22 protein-coding genes are annotated in these 23,337 nt (G+C 62.9%); 16 read left to right on the plus strand and 6 right to left on the minus strand.

The annotated features are described in order from the left end of the window. The first annotated feature begins 178 nt into the window (after nucleotides 1-178). From rpoE to pdxJ, 12 genes are all read left to right on the plus strand, one after another. The gene (gene rpoE / locus G7026_RS02205) at nucleotides 179-760 is read left to right on the plus strand and encodes an RNA polymerase sigma factor RpoE (protein WP_138408179.1); all 582 of its coding nucleotides are present in this window, start codon (nucleotides 179-181) and stop codon (nucleotides 758-760) included. Between the two features lie 31 nt (nucleotides 761-791). Further along, the gene (locus tag G7026_RS02210) at nucleotides 792-1,385 is read left to right on the plus strand and encodes an RseA family anti-sigma factor (protein WP_181069004.1); all 594 of its coding nucleotides are present in this window, start codon (nucleotides 792-794) and stop codon (nucleotides 1,383-1,385) included. A gap of 15 nt (nucleotides 1,386-1,400) precedes the next feature. Next, nucleotides 1,401-2,348 (plus strand): MucB/RseB C-terminal domain-containing protein, encoded by a 948-nt coding sequence (locus tag G7026_RS02215; protein WP_181069005.1) that lies wholly within the window; start codon nucleotides 1,401-1,403, stop codon nucleotides 2,346-2,348. Further along, entirely contained in the window at nucleotides 2,345-2,800 is a 456-nt protein-coding gene (locus tag G7026_RS02220; RefSeq protein ID WP_181069006.1) for a SoxR reducing system RseC family protein, read from the plus strand. The genes G7026_RS02215 and G7026_RS02220 overlap by 4 nt, the downstream gene beginning before the upstream one ends. Before the next feature lie 25 nt (nucleotides 2,801-2,825). Beyond that, complete coding sequence (locus tag G7026_RS02225; protein WP_181069007.1) at nucleotides 2,826-4,250, plus strand: DegQ family serine endoprotease; 1,425 nt, start codon at nucleotides 2,826-2,828, stop codon at nucleotides 4,248-4,250. 148 nt (nucleotides 4,251-4,398) lie between these two features. Continuing rightward, complete coding sequence (lepA, locus tag G7026_RS02230) at nucleotides 4,399-6,198, plus strand: translation elongation factor 4 (RefSeq protein WP_181069008.1); 1,800 nt, start codon at nucleotides 4,399-4,401, stop codon at nucleotides 6,196-6,198. A 1-nt stretch (nucleotide 6,199) separates the two neighbouring features. Continuing rightward, nucleotides 6,200-7,054 carry a signal peptidase I gene (lepB, locus tag G7026_RS02235; protein WP_181069009.1) on the plus strand — a complete coding sequence of 285 codons (855 nt, stop codon included), beginning with the start codon at nucleotides 6,200-6,202 and terminating at the stop codon, nucleotides 7,052-7,054. Between the two features lie 89 nt (nucleotides 7,055-7,143). Further along, nucleotides 7,144-7,521: a DUF4845 domain-containing protein gene (locus tag G7026_RS02240; RefSeq protein WP_181069010.1), complete on the plus strand. Its 378-nt coding sequence runs from the start codon at nucleotides 7,144-7,146 to the stop codon at nucleotides 7,519-7,521. Further along, the gene (rnc, locus tag G7026_RS02245; RefSeq protein WP_181069011.1) at nucleotides 7,518-8,207 is read left to right on the plus strand and encodes a ribonuclease III; all 690 of its coding nucleotides are present in this window, start codon (nucleotides 7,518-7,520) and stop codon (nucleotides 8,205-8,207) included. The genes G7026_RS02240 and rnc overlap by 4 nt, the downstream gene beginning before the upstream one ends. Further along, nucleotides 8,200-9,105: a GTPase Era gene (era, locus tag G7026_RS02250; protein WP_181069012.1), complete on the plus strand. Its 906-nt coding sequence runs from the start codon at nucleotides 8,200-8,202 to the stop codon at nucleotides 9,103-9,105. Before rnc ends, era begins: the two co-directional genes overlap by 8 nt. Nucleotides 9,106-9,159: 54 nt before the next feature. Beyond that, nucleotides 9,160-9,852, plus strand: coding sequence for a DNA repair protein RecO (gene recO, locus G7026_RS02255; protein ID WP_181069013.1), 693 nt, complete (start codon nucleotides 9,160-9,162; stop codon nucleotides 9,850-9,852). Continuing rightward, nucleotides 9,845-10,588, plus strand: coding sequence for a pyridoxine 5'-phosphate synthase (gene pdxJ / locus G7026_RS02260; RefSeq protein WP_181069014.1), 744 nt, complete (start codon nucleotides 9,845-9,847; stop codon nucleotides 10,586-10,588). The genes recO and pdxJ overlap by 8 nt, the downstream gene beginning before the upstream one ends. Nucleotides 10,589-10,600: 12 nt before the next feature. On the opposite strand, the gene G7026_RS02265 is transcribed toward pdxJ, so the two are convergent. Beyond that, a complete protein-coding gene (locus tag G7026_RS02265) occupies nucleotides 10,601-11,503 on the minus strand; it encodes a LysR family transcriptional regulator (RefSeq protein WP_181069015.1) in 903 nt (300 codons plus the stop codon). Nucleotides 11,504-11,680: 177 nt separating this feature from the next. On the opposite strand from G7026_RS02265, the gene G7026_RS02270 reads away from it, so the two are divergent. After that, entirely contained in the window at nucleotides 11,681-11,908 is a 228-nt protein-coding gene (locus G7026_RS02270; protein ID WP_181069016.1) for a hypothetical protein, read from the plus strand. Between the two features lie 2 nt (nucleotides 11,909-11,910). Here G7026_RS02270 and cmoB read toward each other — a convergent pair whose 3' ends face one another. From cmoB to lon, 4 genes are all read right to left on the minus strand, one after another. Then, a complete protein-coding gene (cmoB, locus tag G7026_RS02275) occupies nucleotides 11,911-12,873 on the minus strand; it encodes a tRNA 5-methoxyuridine(34)/uridine 5-oxyacetic acid(34) synthase CmoB (RefSeq protein WP_181069017.1) in 963 nt (320 codons plus the stop codon). Next, nucleotides 12,870-13,613 (minus strand): carboxy-S-adenosyl-L-methionine synthase CmoA, encoded by a 744-nt coding sequence (gene cmoA / locus G7026_RS02280; protein ID WP_308811746.1) that lies wholly within the window; start codon nucleotides 13,611-13,613, stop codon nucleotides 12,870-12,872. Before cmoA ends, cmoB begins: the two co-directional genes overlap by 4 nt. 69 nt (nucleotides 13,614-13,682) lie before the next feature. Further along, complete coding sequence (locus G7026_RS02285) at nucleotides 13,683-14,075, minus strand: protease inhibitor I42 family protein (protein WP_181069019.1); 393 nt, start codon at nucleotides 14,073-14,075, stop codon at nucleotides 13,683-13,685. A 91-nt stretch (nucleotides 14,076-14,166) separates the two neighbouring features. After that, nucleotides 14,167-16,557, minus strand: coding sequence for an endopeptidase La (gene lon / locus G7026_RS02290; protein WP_181069020.1), 2,391 nt, complete (start codon nucleotides 16,555-16,557; stop codon nucleotides 14,167-14,169). 130 nt (nucleotides 16,558-16,687) lie between these two features. Here lon and G7026_RS02295 point away from each other — a divergent pair, with 130 nt between their 5' ends. From G7026_RS02295 to putP, 3 genes are all read left to right on the plus strand, one after another. Beyond that, nucleotides 16,688-17,443 carry an AraC family transcriptional regulator gene (locus G7026_RS02295; RefSeq protein ID WP_181069021.1) on the plus strand — a complete coding sequence of 252 codons (756 nt, stop codon included), beginning with the start codon at nucleotides 16,688-16,690 and terminating at the stop codon, nucleotides 17,441-17,443. A 254-nt stretch (nucleotides 17,444-17,697) separates the two neighbouring features. Beyond that, nucleotides 17,698-20,871 (plus strand): bifunctional proline dehydrogenase/L-glutamate gamma-semialdehyde dehydrogenase PutA, encoded by a 3,174-nt coding sequence (putA, locus tag G7026_RS02300; RefSeq protein ID WP_181069022.1) that lies wholly within the window; start codon nucleotides 17,698-17,700, stop codon nucleotides 20,869-20,871. Between the two features lie 199 nt (nucleotides 20,872-21,070). Next, nucleotides 21,071-22,555 carry a sodium/proline symporter PutP gene (gene putP, locus G7026_RS02305; RefSeq protein ID WP_181069023.1) on the plus strand — a complete coding sequence of 495 codons (1,485 nt, stop codon included), beginning with the start codon at nucleotides 21,071-21,073 and terminating at the stop codon, nucleotides 22,553-22,555. 275 nt (nucleotides 22,556-22,830) lie between these two features. On the opposite strand, the gene G7026_RS02310 is transcribed toward putP, so the two are convergent. Continuing rightward, nucleotides 22,831-23,055 (minus strand): DUF3203 family protein, encoded by a 225-nt coding sequence (locus G7026_RS02310; protein WP_181069024.1) that lies wholly within the window; start codon nucleotides 23,053-23,055, stop codon nucleotides 22,831-22,833. Nucleotides 23,056-23,337 lie beyond the last annotated feature (282 nt).

Raw genomic sequence — 23,337 nt, forward strand, 5'->3', positions numbered from 1 at the left:
GGGTGTCGTTGGATGCCCGCACGCCGTACCGGCGTCTTATTTATGTAAGCGATACCGTTGATCGCTTCGCATGACAGCTTGCTAGGAGGGGAGAACTTTTGCGTAAAGCCCGGGTCTATTCTGGCAGGTCGGTTCGCTGGTTTAAGCGACACCCCTTCGATCTTTCCAAGGAGTGTTCATGCTAACCCAGGAGCAGGACCAGCAACTGGTCGAACGAGTGCAGCGTGGGGATAAGCGGGCTTTTGATCTGCTGGTCATGAAATACCAGCACAAGATTCTAGGGTTGATCGTACGGTTCGTGCATGATTCCCATGAAGCCCAGGATGTGGCTCAAGAGGCGTTTATCAAGGCCTACCGTGCACTTGCGAATTTCCGTGGTGACAGTGCGTTCTATACGTGGCTGTACCGCATCGCCATCAACACGGCGAAGAATCATCTGGTGGCCCGCGGAAGGCGGCCCCCAGATAACGATGTGAGTTCCGAAGATGCCGAGTTCTATGAGGGCGATCACGCGCTCAAGGACATCGAGTCGCCGGAGCGGTCTTTGCTCAGGGATGAAATCGAAGGCACCGTTCATCGAACCATCCAGCAATTGCCTGAAGATTTGCGCACCGCTCTAACATTGCGCGAGTTCGATGGTCTTAGTTATGAAGACATTGCGAGCGTCATGCAGTGTCCGGTGGGGACCGTGCGCTCCCGGATCTTCCGGGCGCGGGAAGCCATCGATAAAGCATTGCAACCCTTGTTGCATGAATCCTGAGACAGCGGCGACAGCCAAGAGAGGAACCGCCATGAGTCGTGAAGCCCTGCATGAATCGCTGTCCGCGGTGATGGATAACGAAGCGGACGAGTTGGAAATACGTCGTGTGCTCGCCGCCAGCGGTGAAGACGAAATGCGATCCACCTGGTCGCGCTATCAAGTTGCCCGTGCCGCACTGCACAAGGAACTGATCGATCCGCGTCTGGATATCGCAGCGGCCGTATCCGCCGCGATTGCCGACGAGGCCGCTCCGGTGGTCAAGGCTCAGCGCTCGCCATGGCGCAGCATGGGCCGTCTGGCTGTTGCTGCCTCGGTGACAGTGGCAGTTCTGGCAGGTGTTCGTCTGTACAACCAGAACGATCTGTCGGGTCAGCAGTTGGCACAGCAGGCGCCTGCGCCGGTTATCAGTGTGCCGCAGGCGAGCCAGGCTCAAGGTCCGGCCGTACTGGCTGGTTACAGCGAAGGTCAGAGCGAAGCAGGCGATGCGCAAGCCGCTCCTGCTGAAGGTTGGCATGAGCAGCGTCTGCCGTCGTTCGTGCGTCAGCACGCGCAGCAGGCCGCTTTCAGCGGTGGGTCGGACAGTGCCCTTCCGTTCGCTCGCGCCGCCAGCATGGAAGAACGCTAAACGCTAGGGAGAAACATGCGCGTCCTACCGCTGTATGTGGTGCTCGGGGGCTGGCTATCGATGCCGGCCCTTGCTGCTGATGCCGATGAGTGGATGAGCCGTCTGGCCAAGACCGAGCACACTCAGAGCTATTCCGGAATCTTCGTCTACGAACGCAACGGAGCCTTCTCCAGCCATGCCGTGTGGCAAGGGGTGGACGGCGATGTCGTGCGTGAGCGGATGCTGCAGCTCGATGGGCCGGCGTCCGAAGTCGTTCGCGTGAATGGTGAGCTCAAATGCCTGAGCACCGAGCTGGCCGGGCAGTTCTCCGGCGGCAAGGCGTGGCATGAACAAAGCTTCGATACGCACGCGCTTTCCGAGTGGTACGAATTCCGTGTGATCGGCGATTCACGCGTCGCCGGCCGCGAGGCGGTCGCGCTGGCCATCTTGCCGCGCGATCAGCATCGCTATGGATTCGAACTCCATCTCGATCGTGAAACCGCGTTGCCCCTCAAGTCCCTGCTTCTGAGTGAGCGGGGGCAATTGCTCGAGCGCTTCCAGTTCGCTCATCTCGATACCGGTGACGTTTCTGACAGCGATCTCACGCCTTCGATGGCGTGCGCTACGGTGGCACCTTCGACTCAGCTGGATCAGCAGCTGGAAACCAATTGGCGCTCGGATTGGTTGCCGGCGGGCTTTCGCCTGACCAAGGCCGATGTGCGGCCGAGTCCTGCGTCGGATGAATCGGTTTCCTGGTTGGCCTACAGCGATGGTCTGGCGAGTTTTTCGGTGTTCATCGAGCCGCTCAAGGGTGAAGTCGTAGAAGACGCTCGCAGCCAAATGGGTCCGACCGTTGCGGTATCCAAGCGCATCACTGCCGCCGAAGGCGATGTGATGGTGACTGTGGTCGGTGAGATTCCGCCGGGAACCGCCGAGCGCGTAGCCTTGTCGATGAGGGCAGGTGCCGCCCAGGCGCAGCGATGATCGAAGAGCGGGGCCGGGTGGTGGCGCTCGAGGCGGAGGGCGCATGGGTCGAGCCTCTGCAAAAAAGCACGTGCTCTGGCTGTTCGGTCCGCAGCGGATGCGGCCAGGGCTTGATGGATCGGCTCGGTGTTCGCGAGCGGCGTCATCGGGTATTCGCGTCGTCAGATCTGGTTCTTGATGTGGGGGATCAGGTCGTTATCGGCCTCCCTGAGGCGACACTGCTCAAAGCCGCTGCATCGGTATACCTCTTTCCCTTGCTGGTGTTGTTCGCATCGGCATTTCTCGCTTCCTATCTTTCATTTGGCGAGCCCGCTGTGATTTTCTGTGGCTTGGGTGGCTTTGCGCTGGCATGGTTTAGCGTTTGGAGGCGCAACAGCCGCCTTGGGCATGACCCGCAGCTGCGCCCCGTCGTTCTACGCACAACATCGGTGCCTCTCGAAAGGGCTCTTTAACCTGTCGTTCTTGGGGAGACCCTGCATGTTGAACCGGACCCGTCTTGCCGCCCGTTTTACCGGGTTGCTTTTATTGAGCCAGGTGCTAGTGGTGCGGGCGGCGCTTCCAGATTTCACCCCTCTGGTCGAGCGGGCCTCTCCGGCCGTCGTCAACATCAGCGCCAGACAGGCAGTCACTTCGCGTGCAGGTAGAGTTCCTATGCCGGAGCTGGAAGGGCTGCCACCTTTTTTTCGGGAGTTCTTCGAACGCAGCATTCCGCAAAATCCTGGCCAGCCTGATCGCGGACGTCAGCGCGAGGCTCAGTCGCTGGGCTCGGGTTTCATCATTTCCAGCGACGGTTATGTGTTGACCAATAACCATGTGGTTGCCGACGCGACGGAAATCATGGTGCGGATGACTGATCGGCGGGAGCTGCAGGCGAAGGTGGTGGGCGCCGATCCACGCGCCGACATCGCGCTGCTGAAAGTAGAAGGCCAGGATTTGCCTGCCGTCACGCTGGGCAAATCCAGCGAGTTGAAGGCGGGCGAATGGGTGCTGGCGATAGGCTCTCCGTTCGGTTTTGATCGCTCTGTCACTGCCGGGGTGGTAAGCGCAACCGGCCGCAGTCTCTCGGCTGAAAGCTACGTGCCGTTCATCCAGACCGATGTCGCGATCAATCCGGGTAATTCTGGAGGCCCGTTATTCAACCTGGCCGGCGAGGTTGTTGGCATCAACTCTCAGATATTTACCCGCTCCGGTGGCTTCATGGGGCTGTCGTTCGCCATACCGATCGACGTGGCGTTGGATGTTGCCGATCAGCTGCGTACCGAAGGCAAGGTCAGTCGGGGTTGGCTGGGCGTAGCGATTCAGGAGGTGAACAGGGAGCTCGCCGAGTCGTTCGGGCTTGAGCGCCCGGCTGGCGCGTTGGTTGCCCAGGTGCTGGAAAACGGTCCGGCGGCCAAGGGTGGTGTGCGAGTCGGTGACGTGATCCTCAGTGTCAATGGCCAACCGATCAGCATGGCTGCGGATCTGCCTCACCAGATCGGTGCCTTGCGTCCTGGGAAGTTGGCTCGATTGGAGGTTGTTCGCGAAGGCAGCCGAACGACGCTGGAGGTCGCCGTCGGTACGCTGCCGGAGCAAGGTCAGGAGCTGGCCTCCGCTGCCGAGCCGGAAATGGAGATTGACCAGGGCAGCAAGCGATTGGGCGTGCGGGTTAACGAGCTTACCCCTGAGCAGAAGCAGGAATGGGATCTGCAAAGCGGCGTTGTGATCAGTGAAATCATCAACGGTCCCGCGGCGATGATCGGATTGCGTCCTGGCGACATCATCACGCACCTGAATAACCATGCGATCAATTCGGTTCGCACTTTTACCCAGGTCGCCGAAGAACTGCCGAAGCACCGCTCGGTCTCCATGCGGGTGCTGCGCCAAGGGCGTGCGAGTTTCATTACTTTCAAACTCACCGATTGAGAGCTAGGCGCAGGGGTGGGCGGCTGTTCGGTCACTATCCCAATAAAGGCCGGTCGTATGGCCGGCGTGGCGCTTGCTTAGGCGTTCGAGTACACTTGTCGGCTATTTTCGGCAGGCAATCGGCCTGCGGCATTTCGAGTGTTGAGCTGTGAGTGACCTGAGTCATATCCGCAATTTTTCCATCATCGCGCACATTGATCACGGCAAGTCGACCTTGGCGGACCGCTTCATCCAGATGTGTGGTGGCCTGACCGAGCGCGAAATGGCGTCTCAGGTCCTCGACTCGATGGATCTGGAGCGGGAACGAGGCATTACCATCAAGGCGCACAGCGTCACGCTCTATTACAAGGCGAAAGATGGCATCACCTATCAGTTGAATTTCATCGACACCCCCGGTCACGTGGACTTCACCTATGAGGTGAGCCGTTCATTGGCCGCCTGTGAAGGCGCGTTGCTGGTCGTCGATGCGGGGCAGGGCGTCGAAGCCCAGTCCGTTGCTAACTGTTACACGGCTATCGAGCAGGGGCTGGAAGTGATGCCAGTCCTGAACAAGATGGACCTTCCCCAGGCTGATCCCGACAAGGTGAAGGGCGAGATCGAGCACATCATCGGCATCGACGCCACCGACGCCGTTGCCTGCAGCGCCAAGAGCGGGATGGGCGTGGACGATGTGCTTGAGCGTCTGGTAGCCGTCATCCCGCCGCCGACGGGCGAAATCGAAGCGCCGCTGCAGGCACTGATCATCGACTCCTGGTTCGATAACTATCTTGGTGTGGTCTCGTTGGTCCGTGTTCGTCATGGCCGGATCAAGAAGGGCGACAAGGTCCTGGTCAAGTCCACCGGCAAGGTGCATCAGGTCGACAGCGTCGGCGTGTTCAACCCTAAGCACACCAGCACGGCCGATCTGAAGGCCGGCGAAGTGGGTTTCATCATTGCTGGCATCAAGGACATCCTCGGTGCGCCGGTTGGCGATACCTTGACGTTGTCGAGCACGCCCGATGTCGAGATGCTGCCTGGTTTCAAACGGGTAAAACCGCAGGTCTACGCGGGACTGTTCCCAGTCAGCTCAGACGATTTCGAAGATTTCCGCGAGGCGCTGCAAAAGCTGACGCTCAACGATGCGGCATTGCAGTATGAGCCCGAAAGCTCTGACGCATTGGGCTTCGGCTTCCGCATCGGCTTCCTCGGCATGCTGCACATGGAGATCATCCAGGAGCGCCTCGAGCGCGAATACGATCTGGATCTGATCACCACTGCGCCGACCGTGGTCTATGAGCTGTTGCTCAAGAACGGCGAGACCATCTACGTCGATAGCCCCTCCAAGCTGCCGGACATGTCCGCGATCGAGGACATGCGCGAGCCCATCGTGCGCGCCAATATCCTGGTGCCCCAGGAGCACCTGGGCAGTGTCATCACCCTGTGCATCGAGAAACGCGGCGTTCAGCGAGACCTCCAGTTCCTAGGCTCGCAAGTCCAGGTGCGCTATGACTTGCCAATGAGCGAAGTGGTGCTCGACTTCTTCGATCGCCTCAAGTCTGTCAGTCGTGGCTACGCCTCGCTGGACTACAGCTTCGAATGCTTCCAGTCAGCCAACCTGACTCGGCTCGACATCCTGATCAACGGTGACAAGGTCGACGCACTGGCGCTGATCGTTCATCGCGACAACGCACACTACAAAGGGCGCATCCTTGTCGAGAAGATGAAGGAGCTGATCCCACGGCAGATGTTTGATGTCGCCATTCAGGCTGCGCTCGGTGGTCAGATCGTCGCGCGAAGCACCGTCAAGGCACTGCGCAAAAACGTTCTGGCCAAGTGTTACGGCGGTGACGTTAGCCGTAAGCGCAAGTTGTTGGAAAAACAGAAGGCCGGTAAGAAGCGCATGAAGCAGGTTGGCAACGTCGAAATCCCCCAGGAAGCGTTCCTGGCGGTGCTGAAGGTAGATAGCTGATATGTCGATCAATTTCCCGTTGTTGCTGGTCATCGCCGTGGCGGTCAGTGGTGCGCTGGCGCTCATCGATCTGCTGGTACTGGCGCCACGCCGCCGCAGGGCGATCGCTGCCTACGAAGGACGAGTAGGGGAGACCGACCAGAGCACGCTGGACGCGCTGAACAAGGAACCTTTGCTGATCGAGTACGGCAAATCGTTCTTTCCAGTATTGGCGATCGTGCTGGTGTTGCGCTCGTTTCTGGTCGAGCCGTTCCAGATCCCGTCTGGCTCGATGAAACCGACGCTGGAAGTCGGCGACTTCATCCTCGTCAACAAGTTTGCCTACGGTATTCGCCTACCTGTGATCGATACCAAGATCATCGACGTAAGCGATCCAGCGCGTGGCGACGTGATGGTGTTCCGTTACCCCAGCGACCCTAATGTCAACTACATCAAACGTGTGGTCGGGTTGCCTGGAGATGTCATCCGCTACAGCAGCGACAAGCGTTTGTTCATCAATGATCAATCGGTGGCGGAAACCCTGATCGGTGAGGAGCCGGGCAGCCTTGGCAGCGCGGCGCTTTACAACGAGCAGTTGGGCGAGGTCGAGCACCAGATCCGCAAAGAGATGGGTCGCTATCGGGTCGAGCCCGGGCGCCAGTGGACCGTGCCGGATGGGCATTACTTCATGATGGGCGACAACCGCGACAACTCGAACGACAGCCGCTATTGGCAGGATCCGGGCATTCCGGCGAACCTGGCCGGTATGGTCCCCGACCGCAATATCGTCGGCAAGGCATTCGCCGTATGGATGAGCTGGCCCGATCCGAAGTTCAGCAACCTGCCGAACTTCTCACGCGTGGGGCTGATTCACTAAAGCTGTGAATTGCCGCCGTCTTCGCTTTGCGCAGGCCGCTATATTTGTCGAGCCCCGATCGGTGGGTACTGCAAGACGTTGAGGTCGAAATGAGTTTCGCGCGTTCTCAGAAAGGGATGTCCATGCTGGGCTGGGTCATGCTGCTGGCGGTGGTTGCGTTCGTCGCAAGCACGGCTTTCAAGATGATGCCGCATTACTTCGACTACATGTCGATGGACAAGATCATCAGCTCGGTGGAAACCGACAAGGCGCTGGACATCCGCAGTGTTCGCGACTTTTATAGTCATGTGGAAAAAGGGATGCAGGTCAATGGCGTCCGCGACCTGAAAGTCAGAGACGTGCTCAAGGTGGAAGTCGAGAACAACGAGTTCAAGGCGCACCTGAATTACGAGAAGCGTGAGCCGATGATCCGCAACCTGGACCTCGTTGCGCGCTTCGACAAAGAATATCGTTTAAGGATGCCGTGAGCACTTCGTTAGCCCGCCTGGAGCGCAAGCTCGGTTACCAATTCAAGGACCAGGAGTTGATGCTCCTGGCTCTCACTCATCGCAGTTATGCCGGGCGCAACAATGAGCGCCTGGAGTTTCTCGGCGATGCCATTCTCAACTTCGTCGCTGGCGAAGCCCTGTTCAATCACTTCCCCCAGGCACGTGAAGGGCAGCTTTCACGGCTGCGCGCGCGCCTGGTCAAAGGCGAAACGCTTGCAATCCTGGCGCGCGGTTTCGAGCTCGGCGACTACCTGCGTCTGGGTTCAGGCGAGCTGAAGAGCGGCGGCTTTCGCCGTGAGTCGATTCTGGCCGATGCGCTGGAGGCCCTGATTGGGGCGATCTACCTGGATGCCGGCATCGACGCCGCGCGCGAGCGGGTGCTGGCTTGGCTGGAAAACGAGCTGCAGAGCCTGACGCTGGTCGATACCAACAAGGATCCGAAGACGCGCCTGCAAGAGTTTCTGCAATCGCGCGCCTGCGAGCTGCCGCGCTACGAAGTGGTGGATATCCAGGGTGAGCCACATTGCCGGACCTTCTTCGTCCAGTGCCAGGTGGCGTTGCTCAACGAGACGACACAAGGGCGGGGCGCCAGCCGGCGGATCGCCGAACAGGTTGCCGCGGCAGCCGCATTGATCGCCCTTGGCGTGGAGAACGGAAATGAATGAAGAGGGCGCGGTGAGCCGCTGTGGGTATGTGGCGATCGTCGGGCGGCCGAACGTCGGCAAGTCGACCCTGCTCAACCACATCCTTGGACAGAAGCTGGCGATCACCTCGCGCAAGCCGCAGACCACCCGTCACAACATGCTCGGCATCAAGACCGAGAGCGCGATCCAGGCCGTCTACGTCGACACGCCTGGGCTGCACAAGAACGGCGAGACGGCGCTCAATCGTTACATGAACCGCACCGCGTCCTCGGCACTGAAGGACGTCGATGTAGTGATCTTCGTGGTCGACCGTACCCGCTGGACCGACGAGGACCAACTGGTGCTCGAGCGCGTCCAGTACGTGCAGGGCCCCGTGATCCTGGCGGTCAACAAGACCGACCGCGTCGAGGACAAGGGCGAGCTGATGCCGCACCTCGAGTGGCTCGCGCAGCAGTTGCCGAACGCCGAGATCGTGCCGATCTCCGCCCAGCACGGCCACAACCTCGACACCCTCGAGCGACTGGTGGCCGAACGCTTGCCCGAAGGCGAGCATTTCTTCCCGGAAGACCAGATCACCGACCGCAGCAGCCGGTTCCTCGCTGCCGAACTGGTGCGCGAGAAGATCATGCGCCAGCTCGGCGCCGAAGTGCCTTACCAGATCACCGTCGAGATCGAAGATTTCAAGCAGGAGGGCCGGGTGCTGCACATCCATGCCCTGATCCTGGTCGAGCGCGACGGTCAGAAGAAGATCATCATCGGCGACAAGGGCGAGCGCATCAAACGCATCGGCCAGGAAGCGCGCAAGGACATGGAGGTGCTGTTCGACTCCAAGGTCATGCTCAACCTCTGGGTCAAGGTGAAGGGCGGCTGGTCCGACGACGAGCGCGCGTTGCACTCGCTCGGTTACCGCGACAGTTGATTGCCGGGCCGCACCGTTGCGGCACCGTTCCCGCGTCATTGCCGATGAGCTGCCATGACCGCTCAAGCCGCTTTTGTCCTGCATAGCCGTCCCTACAAGGAAAGCAGCGCCCTGGTCGACCTGTTCACGCCCCAGGGGCGCCTGCGCGCCGTGCTGCGCAGCGCACGGGGCAGGGCCGGCAGTCTGGCGCGGCCGTTCGTGCCGCTGGAAGTGGAGTTGCGCGGCCGCAGCGAGCTGAAGACCTTGGCGCGCCTGGAAGGTGTAGGGCTCGCTCACTGGCTCGATGGCGATGCGCTGTTCAGCGGGCTCTACCTCAACGAGCTGCTGATTCGGCTGCTGCCCGCCGAAGACGCTCACCCCGATCTGTTCGAGCACTATGCGGCGACGCTGCCGGCGTTGGCGGCCAAGCGTCCGCTGGAGCCTTTGCTGCGAGCGTTCGAGTGGCGATTGTTGTCCGAACTCGGGTACGGCTTTGCGCTGGACCACGATATTCAGGGGCAGCCCGTCGCTGCGGACGGGCTCTATCGGCTGATGCCGGATGCGGGGTTGGAGCCGGTCGGGCAGTTTCAACCCGGGCTGTTTCAGGGCGCCGAACTGTTGGCGATGGCCGAGGCCGACTGGCAATCGCCCGGTGCGCTGGCCGCGGCCAAACGCCTGATGCGACAGGCCCTCGCCCCTCACTTAGGCGGCCGACCGCTGGTCAGCCGCGAGCTGTTCATGAACCTCAAGGAGCCTACCCGTGGCTGAATCCAGTCGTATTCTGCTTGGCGTCAACATCGATCACGTCGCCACCCTGCGCCAGGCGCGCGGCACCCGTTACCCGGACCCGCTCAAGGCGGCGCTGGATGCCGAGGAGGCCGGGGCCGACGGCATCACCCTTCACCTGCGCGAAGATCGTCGCCACATCCAGGAGCGCGACGTACGGATGATGAAGGACGCGCTGCAGACCCGGATGAACTTCGAGATGGGCGTTACCGACGCGATGCTCAAGTTCGCCGAAAGCATCCGCCCCGAGCACATCTGTCTGGTCCCGGAAACCCGCCAGGAACTGACCACGGAAGGCGGACTGGATGTTGCCGGCCAGGAAGCGCGTATCCGCACGGCGGTGGAGCGCTTGAGCCGGCTCGGCAGCGAAGTCTCGCTGTTCATCGACGCCGAACCCGAGCAGATCGAGGCTGCGCGGCGGATCGGCGCGCCGGCCATCGAGCTGCACACCGGCCGTTATGCCGATGCCGAAACGCCGGCCAAGCAGGCCGAGGAGCTCGAGCGCATCCGTCGAGGCGTGGCGCTAGGCAACGAGCTCGGATTGATCGTCAATGCGGGCCATGGCCTGCACTACCACAACACCCAGGCGGTGGCGGCGATCAAAGGGATCCACGAGCTGAACATCGGTCATGCCATCGTTGCCCATGCCCTGTTCGTCGGTTTCAAGCAGGCGGTCAAGGAAATGAAGCACCTGATCGTCAGCACCTCGCGTCACTGAGGGGCTGGGTGCTCACCTTCGTGGTGCGCGAAACGCCGCGGCAATTTGCAGGGCAAGGGCCTCGACCGCGCTGCCGCGGTTGCTGCTGCGCACCAGCTTGATATGACACTGGCCCAGTTCGGGCAGGCCATGCTGAGCGCCCAACTGCCTGAGCGGAGGTTGGACCAGGCTCAGCGGGAAGGGCGCTATCGCCAGGTCGGCGAGCATCGCCGCAGCCTGCCCGGCGCAATATTCACTGCTGTAGGCGATCCGGTAGGGCTTGCCCATCCGGTCGAGCGCATCGAGTGCAGTGCGGCGCCAGCGGCAATCCTGACTGGACAGGGCCAACGGCAGCGGTGAGCGCTCGACGGCCAGGCCACCGTCACGCCCGGCCCATACCAGCGGTTCGGAGTGGATCAATTCGCCTCGTGCCTCGTCCTGCCCCGCGTTGCCGATACTGATCAGCGTCAGGTCCAGCTCGCCATCGTCCAGGCGCTCGAGCAGCTCGATGCTGCGTCCGGCCGAAACCTCCACCTGTATTCCCGGGTGGCTTCGGGCGAACAGCGCGAGGATGCCCGGCAGGATTTGCGAGCCGACGTCCGACGGAGTGCCGAAACGCACGAGCCCCTTGATCGGGGCGCGCACGAAATGCGCCACCGCTTCCTCGTTCAGTTTCAGCAGACGTCTGGCATAGCCGAGCAGCGTCTCGCCTTCGGGCGTGAGGCGCACCTGGCGCGCTTCACGAACGAACAGGCTGTGGCCCAGCGTTTGCTCCAGCCGTTTGATCTGCATGCTCACTGCGGAGGTGGTGCGGAAGATCTGCCCGGCGGCGCGGGTGAAACTGCCGGTCTCGGCAATGGCAATGAAGGTTCGCAGCTGGTCGCTTTCCAGCAACGGCAGCGGCGAATGCTGCACCGAGAAGCTCGCGTCGTTCATGTCTACCGTTCAATTTTTCTTAATCGACGATTGTAGTTTAGTCGTTTGAATGAACACTGCATCACTTTCATTCTGTCTCCAGGGGCGCAATCAGGCGTACCCGGTAACGGAGGCTGCGTCATGAAGACTTCGGAACGGAAGACACGGGCTAGACATGGGCGGAACGATCGGGACTTTATGCCGGACTTCTACCTGCCGGCGATGTGGCCCCTGGGGCTGCAACGGCGTGTCGCCGACTGGCTCTGGGCCTGGCGCTGGCGACGCCGGTTGCGTCGTTTGATCGCGCTGGAGGCACGAGGACAGGCGCGCCTGGGCTCGGTTCGCGAGGAGGTGATGCAGGGAGCTCGGCGACCGCTACAGGAAATCGTTGCGTGCCACGTCTCTCGCCGAGGCCCTTTCGCCTGATCTCAGGGCTTGCGGGCGACGATCACTGCGCGCATCGGCGCCGGCAGCCCCTCGAGGGTCTTGCTCGGATCTTGCGGATCGAGGAAGTCCGGAAGCGACTGGTAGCGCATCCATTCGGTGCTGCGCTGCTCCTCGGTGCTGGTGAGACTGACGTCCACGCAGCGTACATCGACGAAGCCTGCCCGCCGCAGCCATAGCTCCAGCGCCGGTACGGAGGGCAGGAACCAGACATTTCGCATCTGCGCGTAGCGGTCTTCCGGCACCAGGGCGGTGTGCTCATCGCCCTCGACTACCAGAGTCTCGAGAACCAGCTCGCCGCCTTTGACCAGGCAGTCGCGCAGATCGAGCAAATGATCGATGGGGGAGCGGCGGTGATAGAGCACGCCCATGGAGAACACCGTGTCGAAGCCTTCGAGCCTGGCGGGCAGCTCTTCGATGCCCAGCGGTAAATGCCAGGCGGGATGCTCCGGCAGGTAGCGCTTGATCGCCTGGAACTGGCAAAAGAACAGCCAGTTGGGATCGATGCCGACCACGCTGTGGGCGCCGGCACCCAGCATGCGCCACATGTAGTAGCCGTTGCCGCAGCCGACATCGAGGATGCGCTTGCCGGACAGATCCAGATGCGGGGCGACACGGGACCATTTCCAGTCCGAGCGCCATTCAGTATCCACCGGCACGCCGAAGATCTCGAACGGGCCCTTGCGCCAGGGGATCAGCCCGCGCAGGGCTTCGAGCGTCTGCCCATGGAGCTGTTCTTGGCCAGCAGCGCTCAGGCGAACGCCCTGATCCAGGCGGACATCGGTCGGCGTCAGGTCGGGCAGGGCGTCGACGGCGCGTTGCCAGCGCGGCAGGTCGCCGTGACCGATCTCCAGCTTGGCGTCGAGTTGTTGCTGCAGGCCGTTGGCCCAGGCGGCCAGGGGAGTACCGGCCAGGCGCCAGGCCAGTGAGGAAAGATCGAGATTCATGGCAGGGCAATCAGAGAGGCGAAATTCAGGCACTGGAACCAGGGCACCACCTTGGAAAAGCCGGCGTCGAGCAGGCGCTGGCGGTGGGTTTGCAGGCTGTCGGGCTTCATCACGTTCTCGATGGCGCTGCGTTTCTGGGCGATTTCCAGCTCGCTGTAGCCATTGGCGCGCTTGAAGGCGACGTGCAGGTCGGTGAGCAAGGCGTGCTCCTGCTCATCCTCGAAGCGCAGCTTCTCCGACAGGATCAGCGCGCCGCCTGGCAGCAGGGCCTGGCGGATGCGCGTCAGCAGTGCCGGGCGTTGCTCGGGCGGGATGAATTGCAGGGTGAAGTTGAGGGCGACCAGCGAGGCGGGCTGGAACTCCAGGGTCAGGATGTCTGCCTCGATCACGCTGACCGGCAGCAGCTCCTGGAACATCGAATCCTGCGCATGCAGGTATTCGTTGCAGCGCGTGGTCATCGCGGCCGAATTGTCCACCGCGATCACCCGGCAGTTGTCAGCCTTCACGTGGCGGCGCAGCGCCTGGGTGACCGCGCCCAGCGAGCAGCCGAGGTCGTACAGGCAGCTGTCGGGCTGGGCGAATTGCGCGGCGAGCACGCCGATGTTCTCGACGATGGTCGGGTAACCCGGCACCGAGCGCTTGATCATGTCCGGGAACACGCGCACCACATCTTCGTTGAACACGAAGTCCGGTACGTGGGGCAGGGGCTTGGCGAACAGATGATCGGGATCGTGGCTCACGGCGTTTGGCGATGCGGCGAAAAGGGCCGGCATTGTAGCGGAAACGCAGAGGGCGGCGCGTACAGCGCGTCAGCGCACCTCGATGCGGCAGTCGAACAATCCGGCCGGTTCGGCGGCGGCGTCCCAGGGTTGCTGGTAGGCCAGGTACAGCCTGCCTGTGCCGCTACCCTGCACCTGGAAGCGCCACGTGGAGAGCCCTTCGCCGCCGATCACGTCCTTGTCCGGTGAGCTGAACACTTCGGGTCCGAGGCTCTTGAGCTGAGCGGGTGCTGCGTCCTGCAGGTTCCAGCGGTAACCGCTGGTGGGGTTGCTGGGCAGACTGACGATCAGCATCTGACCGTTGTGCAGGCTCAGCGGGCAGCTGCGATCGTCTTTGAGCGAGACACTGCTGGGCGGGGTGCTCGAACAGGCGGCGAGCAGTACCAGCGAGGCGGGCAGGATGAGGCGAGGAACCGAAAGCATGGGCGTGACCGATCCGTAAAACGAACCGCAAGGATAGCCCGCCCGGGCACAAAGGCCCAGGCGCGGGCTGCGGCATGCCAATGAAGCGCGGTTAGAACAGCAGCTTGGCGACGTCGGCGAAACGCCGAGCGAAATGCACCGTGAGGCCTTCCTTGAGGTAATCGGGCAGCTCTTCGAAGTCCCCCCGGTTGGGCTCGGGCAGGATCAGTTCGAAGATTTTCTGCCGACGTGCCGCGATGACCTTCTCGCGCACCCCGCCGATCGGCAGCACCTGTCCGGTCAAGGTCAGCTCGCCGGTCATGGCCACGCCTTTCTTCGGCGCTTGGCCGCGGGCCAGAGAAAGCAGGGCGCTGGCCATGGTGATGCCAGCACTCGGACCGTCCTTGGGCGTGGCGCCTTCGGGCACGTGCAGGTGAACGAAGGCCTCGTCGAAGAACTGCGGATCGCCCTTGAATTCCTTCAGGTGCGAGCTGACGTAGCTGTAGGCGATTTCCGCCGACTCCTTCATCACGTCGCCGAGCTTGCCGGTCAGCTTGAAGCCACGGTTGAGGGTGTGGATGCGGGTGGCCTCGATCGGCAGCGTCGCGCCGCCCATGCTGGTCCAGGCCAGCCCGGTGATGACGCCGACGCCCGAGAGCACCTGTTCGCTGCGGAACACCGGTTTGCCGAGGTAGTCGTCCAGATCCTTCGGCCCGATCCTGATCGTGCGCTCCGGGTCTTCCAACAGCTGCACGACGCTTTTACGCACCAGCTTGCCCAGCTGTTTCTCGAGCTGACGCACGCCCGCTTCGCGGGCATAGCCGTCGATCACCGCCTTCAGGGCGCTGTCGCTCAACGATAGCCGCTGCTTCGGTACGCCGGTCTTCTCCAGCAGCTTCGGCCACAGGTGACGCTTGGCGATGGCCAGTTTTTCCTCGGCGATGTAGCCGGAAAGGCGAATCACCTCCATGCGGTCCAGGAGCGGGCCGGGGATGGAGTCCAGGGTGTTGGCGGTGCAGACGAACAGCACTTTGGACAGGTCCAGGCGCAGGTCCAGGTAGTGGTCGAGAAACTCGACGTTCTGCTCCGGATCGAGGGTCTCGAGCAGGGCCGACGCCGGGTCGCCCTGGTAGCTGGCGCCGAGCTTGTCGATCTCGTCGAGCATGATCACCGGGTTCATCACCTCCACGTCCTTGAGCGCCTGCACCAGCTTGCCGGGCATCGCGCCGATGTAGGTGCGTCGGTGGCCCTTGATCTCGGCCTCGTCGCGCATGCCGCCCACGCTGAAGCGATAGAACGGGCGGCCGAGCGATTCGGCAATCGATTTGCCGATGCTGGTCTTGCCGACGCCGGGCGGGCCGACCAGCAGGACGATGGAACCGGCGATCTCGCCCTTGAAGGCGCCTACGGCGAGAAACTCGAGGATGCGGCTCTTGATGTCGTCGAGCCCGGCATGATGCTGATCCAGCACCTTGCGGGCGCGCTTGAGATCGAGCTTGTCTTCGCCGTAGACGCCCCAGGGCAGGGCGGTGGCCCAGTCGAGGTAATTGCGGGTGACGGCGTATTCAGGCGAACCCGTTTCGAGGATGGACAGCTTGCCGAGCTCCTCGTCGATACGCTTCTGCACCGGGGCGGGCAAGGTCTTGCCGACCAGCCGGGCGCGGAATTCGTCGGCGTCGGCGCTCTTGTCGTCCTTGGTGATGCCCAGTTCGCGCTGGATGATCTTGAGCTGTTCCTTGAGGAAGAATTCGCGCTGGCGCTCGCCGATCTTGCGGTTCACCTCACCGGTGAGTTCTTTCTGCAGTTTGGCGACCTCGACTTCCTTGCGCAGCAGCGGCAGGACCTTTTCCATGCGCTTGAGCATCGGCACGCAGTCGAGCACTTCCTGCAGTTCCAGTCCTGGCGCAGTGGTCAGCGCCGCGGCGAAGTCGGCCAGCGGCGAGGGGTCGTTGGGGCTGAAGCGATTGAGGTAGTTCTTCAATTCCTCGCTATAGAGCGGATTGAGCGGCAGCAGCTCCTTGATGGCGTTGATCAGCGCCATCCCGTAGGCCTTGACCTCGTCGCGCGGGTCGTCTTCGCTCTGCGGGTAATCGACCTCGGCGAGGTAAGGCGGCTTGCGACGCAGCCAGCCGCGCACGCGTACGCGGGTCAGGCCCTGGGCGACGAACTGCAGCTTGCCGCCTTCGCGGGTGGCGTGGTGGACCCGAACCAGGGTGCCGTGTTGGGGCAGACTGTTCGGGTCGAAGCTGCTGCTATCTTCGGTCGGGCTGTCCATATAGAACAGAGCCAGGCGCTGGTGTGGCGTCTTGGAAACCAGTTCGAGGGTTTCCGCCCAGGGATCTTCGTTGACGATGATCGGCAGCACCTGTGCCGGAAAAAAGGGGCGGTTATGGATCGGGATGATGTAGACGCGCTCGGGGAGCGTCTGCCCAGGCAGTGCCAGGCTGCCGCCTGACTGGGTGATCTCTTCGACGATTTCCGGCGTGTTGTCCTGATCGCTCATGGGGCACCTGTTGGCATTGGATGCTGCTTAGATGGGTAGCGCCGTCGATGATTTCAATCCCGCGCGTCCTGTGGCTGTGCAAGTAGGGCGGGGCTCGGTTAAAGTCGACCGAATCCCGAGGTACCCGCCAATGCTCCAAGCCCGCCTGCTTTGCCTGGACTCACAGGCCCACGAACACGCCCACGACTATCACCAATTGGTGCTGTCCTTGGCTGGGCGTGCGGAATTCGAGGTCAACGGTGCGGGTGGCGAAGTCTGTCGCATGCGGGCGTGCCTGGTGCCAGGCGATGCCGAGCACGAGTTCGCCGGGGTTGGCGACAATCGCATGCTGATTCTCGACCTCGACGAGCAGAACCTCCCTCAGGAGGACCGCGACCTGCTCGCGCAACTGTTCGATACGCCGCGCTATCCGGCGCTCGATGCGGACTTCCAGAACTTGCTGAGCTACGCCGGCGCCGAGCTTGCTCGCTACGGCAGCGACCCTTTGCTGGGGCGTGCGCTGGGCGGCGTGCTGCTGCGGGCGCTGCATCTGCGCCTGTTCGGCGAGCAGCAGCGCGTCCCTGCCGGCTCGCTGGACATCGAGCGGCTCGACGCACACATCCATGACAACCTGGCCAGGCGCATCAGCGTCGCCGAGCTGGCTCAGGTCGCCTGCCTGAGCCCCAGCCACTTTCACATGCAGTTCAAGGACTGCGTCGGGTTGACGCCTCATCAGTACCTGCTCAAGACACGTCTGGACCGTGCCACGCGGATGCTGCGCGAGAGCCCGCTGCCGCTGGTACGGATCGCCGAGGAGTGCGGATTTTCCAGCCAGAGCGCGCTGACCACTGCGATGCGCCGCTACCTGGGCCTGACACCAAGACGGATGCGCCGCGAGCCGGCCTGACGGCTTCGCCCTTTACGGGGAATTCCTTTCTCATCGCCGCCGCGCACCTTATTGGTGCCAGGCGCATTCCTGCGCCAAATAACCGCAGCTGGCGGAGCTTTTCGCAAAAACTTCATAGCTTTGCGCAAGAACCGCCCCGGTGGCTGCCTCTACATTCCGCCATCCCCTTGCGAAAGCAGCCGCGCGCACGTGTTGTGAGCGGTGCTGTCGTGGGCTAGACCCATACCTATCTTCACCTCCAGAGGAGCGGCGAGATGTTCAAAGCCGGTCACGTCTTGCAGGGCGACTTCGCCAATCTGAAAGCCGCCGAGTTCTTTCCCCAGGTCAGCGCAAACTACAGCGTCGACGAAGCCGAGTATCTCAACGAATTGTTGCAACTCGCCGACCCTGGCGAGGCGGGCATCGAATCGATCCGACAGGAGGCGCGCAGCCTGATCGAGGCCGTTCGCGGCCGTGACAATGCGGTCGATACCCTCGATGCACTGTTGCGCCAGTACAGCCTCGATACCCAGGAAGGCCTGATGCTGATGTGCCTGGCCGAGGCGCTGCTGCGCGTGCCAGACGCCGTGACTGCCGATGCGCTGATCCGCGACAAGCTCAACGCTGCCGAGTGGGAGCGTCACCTGGGCCAGAGCGACAACGTGCTGGTCAATTTCGCCGCCTGGGGGCTGGTGATGACTGGCCGGGTTGTCGACCCGGAAAGCGGTGATGGCCGGCCGAAGAATGTCCTCGGTCGCCTGATCAAGCGCTCCGGCGAGCCGGTGATTCGCGCCGCGATGAACCAGGCGATGAAGCTGATGGGCAAGCAGTTCGTCCTCGGGCGCACCATTTCCGAGGCGCTGAAGAACGGCCGTCCCGAACGCGAAAAGGGCTACACCTACTCCTTCGACATGCTCGGCGAAGCGGCCCTGACGGTCGAAGACGCCGACAAGTACATGGCCGACTACCGCCGTGCCGTCGAGACCGTCGGCGCCGAGCCCCAGGTCGGGCCGGGCCCGCGACCGTCGGTGTCGATCAAGCTGTCGGCGCTGCACCCGCGCTACGAGGTCGCCCAGCGCGAGCGCGTGCTCAGTGAACTGTTCGAGAGCGTGCGTGAGCTGGCGGTACTGGCACGCACACTCGACGTCGGCATCACCATCGATGCCGAAGAGGCGGACCGACTCGAGCTGTCGCTGGAGCTTTTCGAAAAGCTCATGCGCGACCCGGCGATCGCCGGCTGGGGTGAGTTCGGTCTGGTTATCCAGGCGTACTCCAAGCGCTGCCTGCCGGTGCTGGTGTGGCTGACCTTGCTGGGCAAGGAACTCGGCGCACGTATCCCGCTGCGCCTGGTCAAGGGCGCCTACTGGGACAGCGAGATTAAGCAGTGTCAGGTTCAGGGGTTGTCCGGCTATCCGGTGTTTACCCGCAAGGAGGGCACCGATACCTCCTACCTGGCCTGTGCGCGCTACCTGTTGTCCGAGCAGACCCGCGGCGTGATCTATCCGCAATTCGCCAGCCACAACGCGCATACCGTCAGCTGCATCCTGGCGATGGCCCAGGAGGCGCAGGCTGCGTCCGGGCACGCGCGCGAGTTCGAGTTCCAGCGCCTGCACGGCATGGGCGATGCGCTGTACGACACGGTGATCGAGAAATACCGCAAGAACGTGCGCATCTATGCGCCGGTCGGGGCGCACAAGGATCTGCTGCCGTACCTGGTGCGGCGTCTGCTGGAAAACGGCGCGAACTCCTCATTCGTCCACCAGCTGGTCGATCCGCGCGTGCCGGTGGAATCGCTGATCGATCATCCGGTGACCCAGCTGCGCCAGTTCAAGACCTTTGGCAACTCACGCATCCCGCTCCCGCCGGCGCTGTACGGCAATCGGAAAAACTCGCAAGGCATCAACATGAATATCCAGACTCAATGGAACGAACTGGCCAGCGCTTACCAACCTTTCTTGTCGCGCCAGTGGCAGGCTGCGCCGGTCATCGACGGCAAGACCTTGGGCGGTACCGCGAGCGAAGTCCGTTGCCCCTATGACCTCGCCGATGTGGTCGGAACTGCCCAGTTCGCTACCGCCGAGCACGCCCGCCAGGCACTCGATGGCCTGGCGGCAGCCTGGCCGCGCTGGAACGCGACGCCGGTCGAAGAGCGCGCCGCGATTCTCGAACGGCTCGGCGACCTGCTCGAGGCCAACCGTGCCGAACTCATGGCGCTCTGCACCCGTGAAGCCGGCAAGACCCTGCAGGACGGTATCGACGAGGTCCGCGAGGCGGTGGATTTCTGTCGCTACTACGCTCTGCAGGCGCGCCAGAAGCTGGGCCGCGAAGAGCTCAAGGGCCCGACCGGCGAGCGCAACGAGTTGTTCCATGAGGGCCGTGGCGTGTTCGTCTGCGTCAGCCCTTGGAATTTCCCGCTGGCGATCTACCTCGGTCAGATCACCGCGGCGCTGGTGGCCGGCAACACCGTGCTGGCCAAGCCGGCGGAGCAGACCAGCCTGATCGCGGCGCGCGCACTGGAACTGATGTTCGAAGCCGGCCTGCCAAAGGATGCCATCGCCTTCCTACCCGGCGAGGGCGCGACCCTGGGCAGCGTGTTCTGCCGCGATCCGCGTGTGGTTGGCGTGTGTTTCACCGGCTCCACCGACACCGCGCGCATCATCAATCGCCAGCTGGCCGAGAAGGAGGGGGCGATCGCCACCCTGATCGCCGAGACCGGCGGCCAGAACGCGATGATCGTCGATTCCACTGCGCTGCCCGAGCAGGTGGTCAAGGATGCCATAGGCTCGGCCTTCACCAGCGCCGGCCAGCGCTGCTCGGCCCTGCGCGTGCTCTACGTGCAGCGCGACATCGCCGACCGCGTGATCGAGTTGCTCAAGGGCGCGATGGCCGAGCTCAAGGTCGGCCCGACCCATCTGCGCGAGAACGACCTGGGTCCGGTGATCGACGCCGAAGCCCGTGAAGGTCTATTGGCGCACATCCAGAAGCTCAAGGGCGAAGGTCGGCTGATTGCCGAAGCCCGTCTGCCGGAGGGTTTGAACGGCCATTTCGTCGCCCCGGTGGCATTCGAGATCGGCGGCATTCACGAGCTGACCAAGGAGCATTTCGGGCCAGTCCTGCATGTGGTGCGCTACGACGCCGCCGATCTGGAAAAGGTGGTCGCTGCGATCAACGGCACCGGCTACGGGCTGACCCTCGGGGTGCACAGCCGCAACGAGGAAACCGCCGCGCGCATCGAGTCGCTGGCCCGGATCGGCAACCTCTACATCAACCGCAACCAGGTCGGTGCGGTGGTCGGCGTGCAGCCGTTCGGTGGCAACGGGCTGTCCGGAACCGGCCCGAAGGCGGGCGGCCCGAGCTACCTGCTGCGCTTCATCAACGAACGCACCACCTCGACCAACACCACGGCAGTAGGCGGTAACGCCTCGCTGCTGTCGCTAGTCGACGACTGACCGCTACGGGTGCACCAGCCGGCAGTCGATTCGGCTGCCGGCGACGTACAACAACACGAACAGTTGGCGTATCGCTCTTGCGCCACTGACGAGCCGGTTCTGGTTCGTCGCCCGGTGATGGCGTCATGGCCATCGCCCTCTGCCAGGTGGGTTCGGGGCTTCCCTCGCACCCATCGACAACAACTAACGAGGGAACACAATGAGCATCAGTACACCCACACTCATCACCTTCCTGGTCTACATCGGCGCGATGATCCTGATCGGCTTCATCGCGTACCGTGCCACCAAGAATTTCGACGACTACATCCTGGGCGGTCGCAGCCTGGGCAGTTTCGTCACCGCGCTGTCGGCCGGCGCGTCCGACATGAGCGGCTGGCTGCTGATGGGCCTGCCCGGCGCCATCTTCGTCTCCGGCCTGTCGGAGAGCTGGATCGCCATCGGCCTGATCGCCGGGGCCTGGCTGAACTGGCTGTTCGTGGCCGGCCGCCTGCGGGTGCACACCGAGCGCAACCAGAACGCATTGACACTGCCGGACTACTTCACCCACCGCTTCGAAGACACCAGCCGCCTGCTGCGCATCTTTTCGGCGCTGGTGATCCTGGTGTTCTTCACCATCTACTGCGCCTCGGGCGTGGTGGCCGGCGCGCGCCTGTTCGAGAGCAGCTTCGGCGTGCCCTACGAATACGCACTGTGGATCGGCGCGGCGGCGACCATCCTCTACGTGTTCATCGGCGGCTTCCTGGCGGTGAGCTGGACCGACACCGTGCAGGCCACGCTGATGATCTTCGCGCTGCTGATCACCCCGGTGTTCGTGATCCTGGCGGTGGGCGACATGGGGGCTGCGATGGACACCATCGCCACCCAGAACCCGGCCGCCTTCGACATGTTCAATGGGCTGTCCTTCGTGGCGATCATCTCGCTGCTGGCCTGGGGCCTGGGCTACTTCGGCCAGCCGCACATCCTGGTGCGCTTCATGGCCGCCGACTCGGTCCGGACCATCCCCAACGCCCGTCGCATCGGCATGGCCTGGATGATCCTGACGCTTGCCGGCGCCGTGGCGGTGGGCTTCTTCGGTATCGCCTACTTCGCCGGCCACCCGGAGCAGGCCGGCCCGGTGAGCGAGAACGGCGAGCGGGTATTCCTGGAACTGGTGAAGATCCTGTTCAACCCCTGGGTCGCCGGGATCATCCTCTCCGGCGTACTGGCGGCAGTGATGAGCACCCTGAGCGCGCAGCTGCTGGTGAGCTCCAGCGCCCTGACCCAGGACTTCTACAAGGCGATGCTGCGCAAGAGCGCCTCGCAGACCGAGTTGGTCTGGGTCGGCCGCGGCATGGTGCTGTTGATTGCACTGATCGCCATCGGTATCGCCTCGAATCCCGAGAGCAAGGTGCTGGGCCTGGTGTCCTACGCCTGGGCCGGCTTCGGCGCGGCGTTCGGTCCGGTGGTGCTGATTTCGCTGCTGTGGAAGGGCATGACCCGTAACGGCGCGCTGGCCGGGATGCTGGTTGGAGCCGTCACCGTGGTGGTGTGGAAGCAGTTCATCGGGCTGGGTCTGTACGAGATCATCCCGGGCTTCATCCTGGCGAGCCTCGCCATCGTGGTCTTCAGCCGCATCGGCCAGGGTCCTTCGTCGGCCATGGTCGAGCGCTTCGAAGAGGCCGAGCGCGAGTATCAGGCGGGCTGATAGCTGTTTCGAAAAAGCCGACCTCAGGGTCGGCTTTTTTCGTTTTGGAGGGTGGTGAGCCCACAGTTCGCGGTCAAGACCGCTCCCACGCACTCCCCGAAACCTGGAACATGTCGCTCCGGCGATCTCTGCGAGCCGTGGAGCGGTCTTGATCGCGAGCTTTTACAGAGCCACTTTCCTCACTCTGCTCGTGCTTCGCAAGCAGGAACCCGCGGCCGGGTATACGGCCTCGGGTTTTCTCTCTACCTTCGTCCGGTTGGACTCATGCCGGTCGCTCAGACGTCGGCAACCAGGTTCTCCCGGTCATCCTTTGCGCCCGCCGCGATCAGGTGTTCAGCCTCGTCTTCGGCAACATGGACGCTGGCGCTGTCGATGTGCGCGACCGACATGCGCGCCTGCGGGTCGGTGCTGATGCGCACGTCCATGATGGCGCTGCGGTAGGTGGTTTCGTTGACAACGGTGCTGCAGGTGCCGGTGGCGGTATCGATGTTGACGATCATGGCGAACCTCCTGGTTTGTCGTGGACCGCACCTTCGTGACAGTCGATAACGTCTAGACCATCGATACGGTTGTCCGTGCCGCAACGGCTTTCGGAGGGATGAAGCCGGCTTGTCGCCCCGGGCAACGCATTGGAGGTCTGACGCGGTATTCAGCCATTCGACTACGCGGTTAAATGGCCGCCAGGTTCGCGCCACTCAGAGCTGTTTGCCGTCCCGCATACAGGGAGCGCTGGTCGGAAATCCCCCAGTGCCGGTATTCTTGCGCGCCAAAATTGCTTGGCC

It is taken from the genome of Stutzerimonas azotifigens, from assembly GCF_013522725.1.
GTDB lineage: Bacteria > Pseudomonadota > Gammaproteobacteria > Pseudomonadales > Pseudomonadaceae > Stutzerimonas > Stutzerimonas azotifigens_A.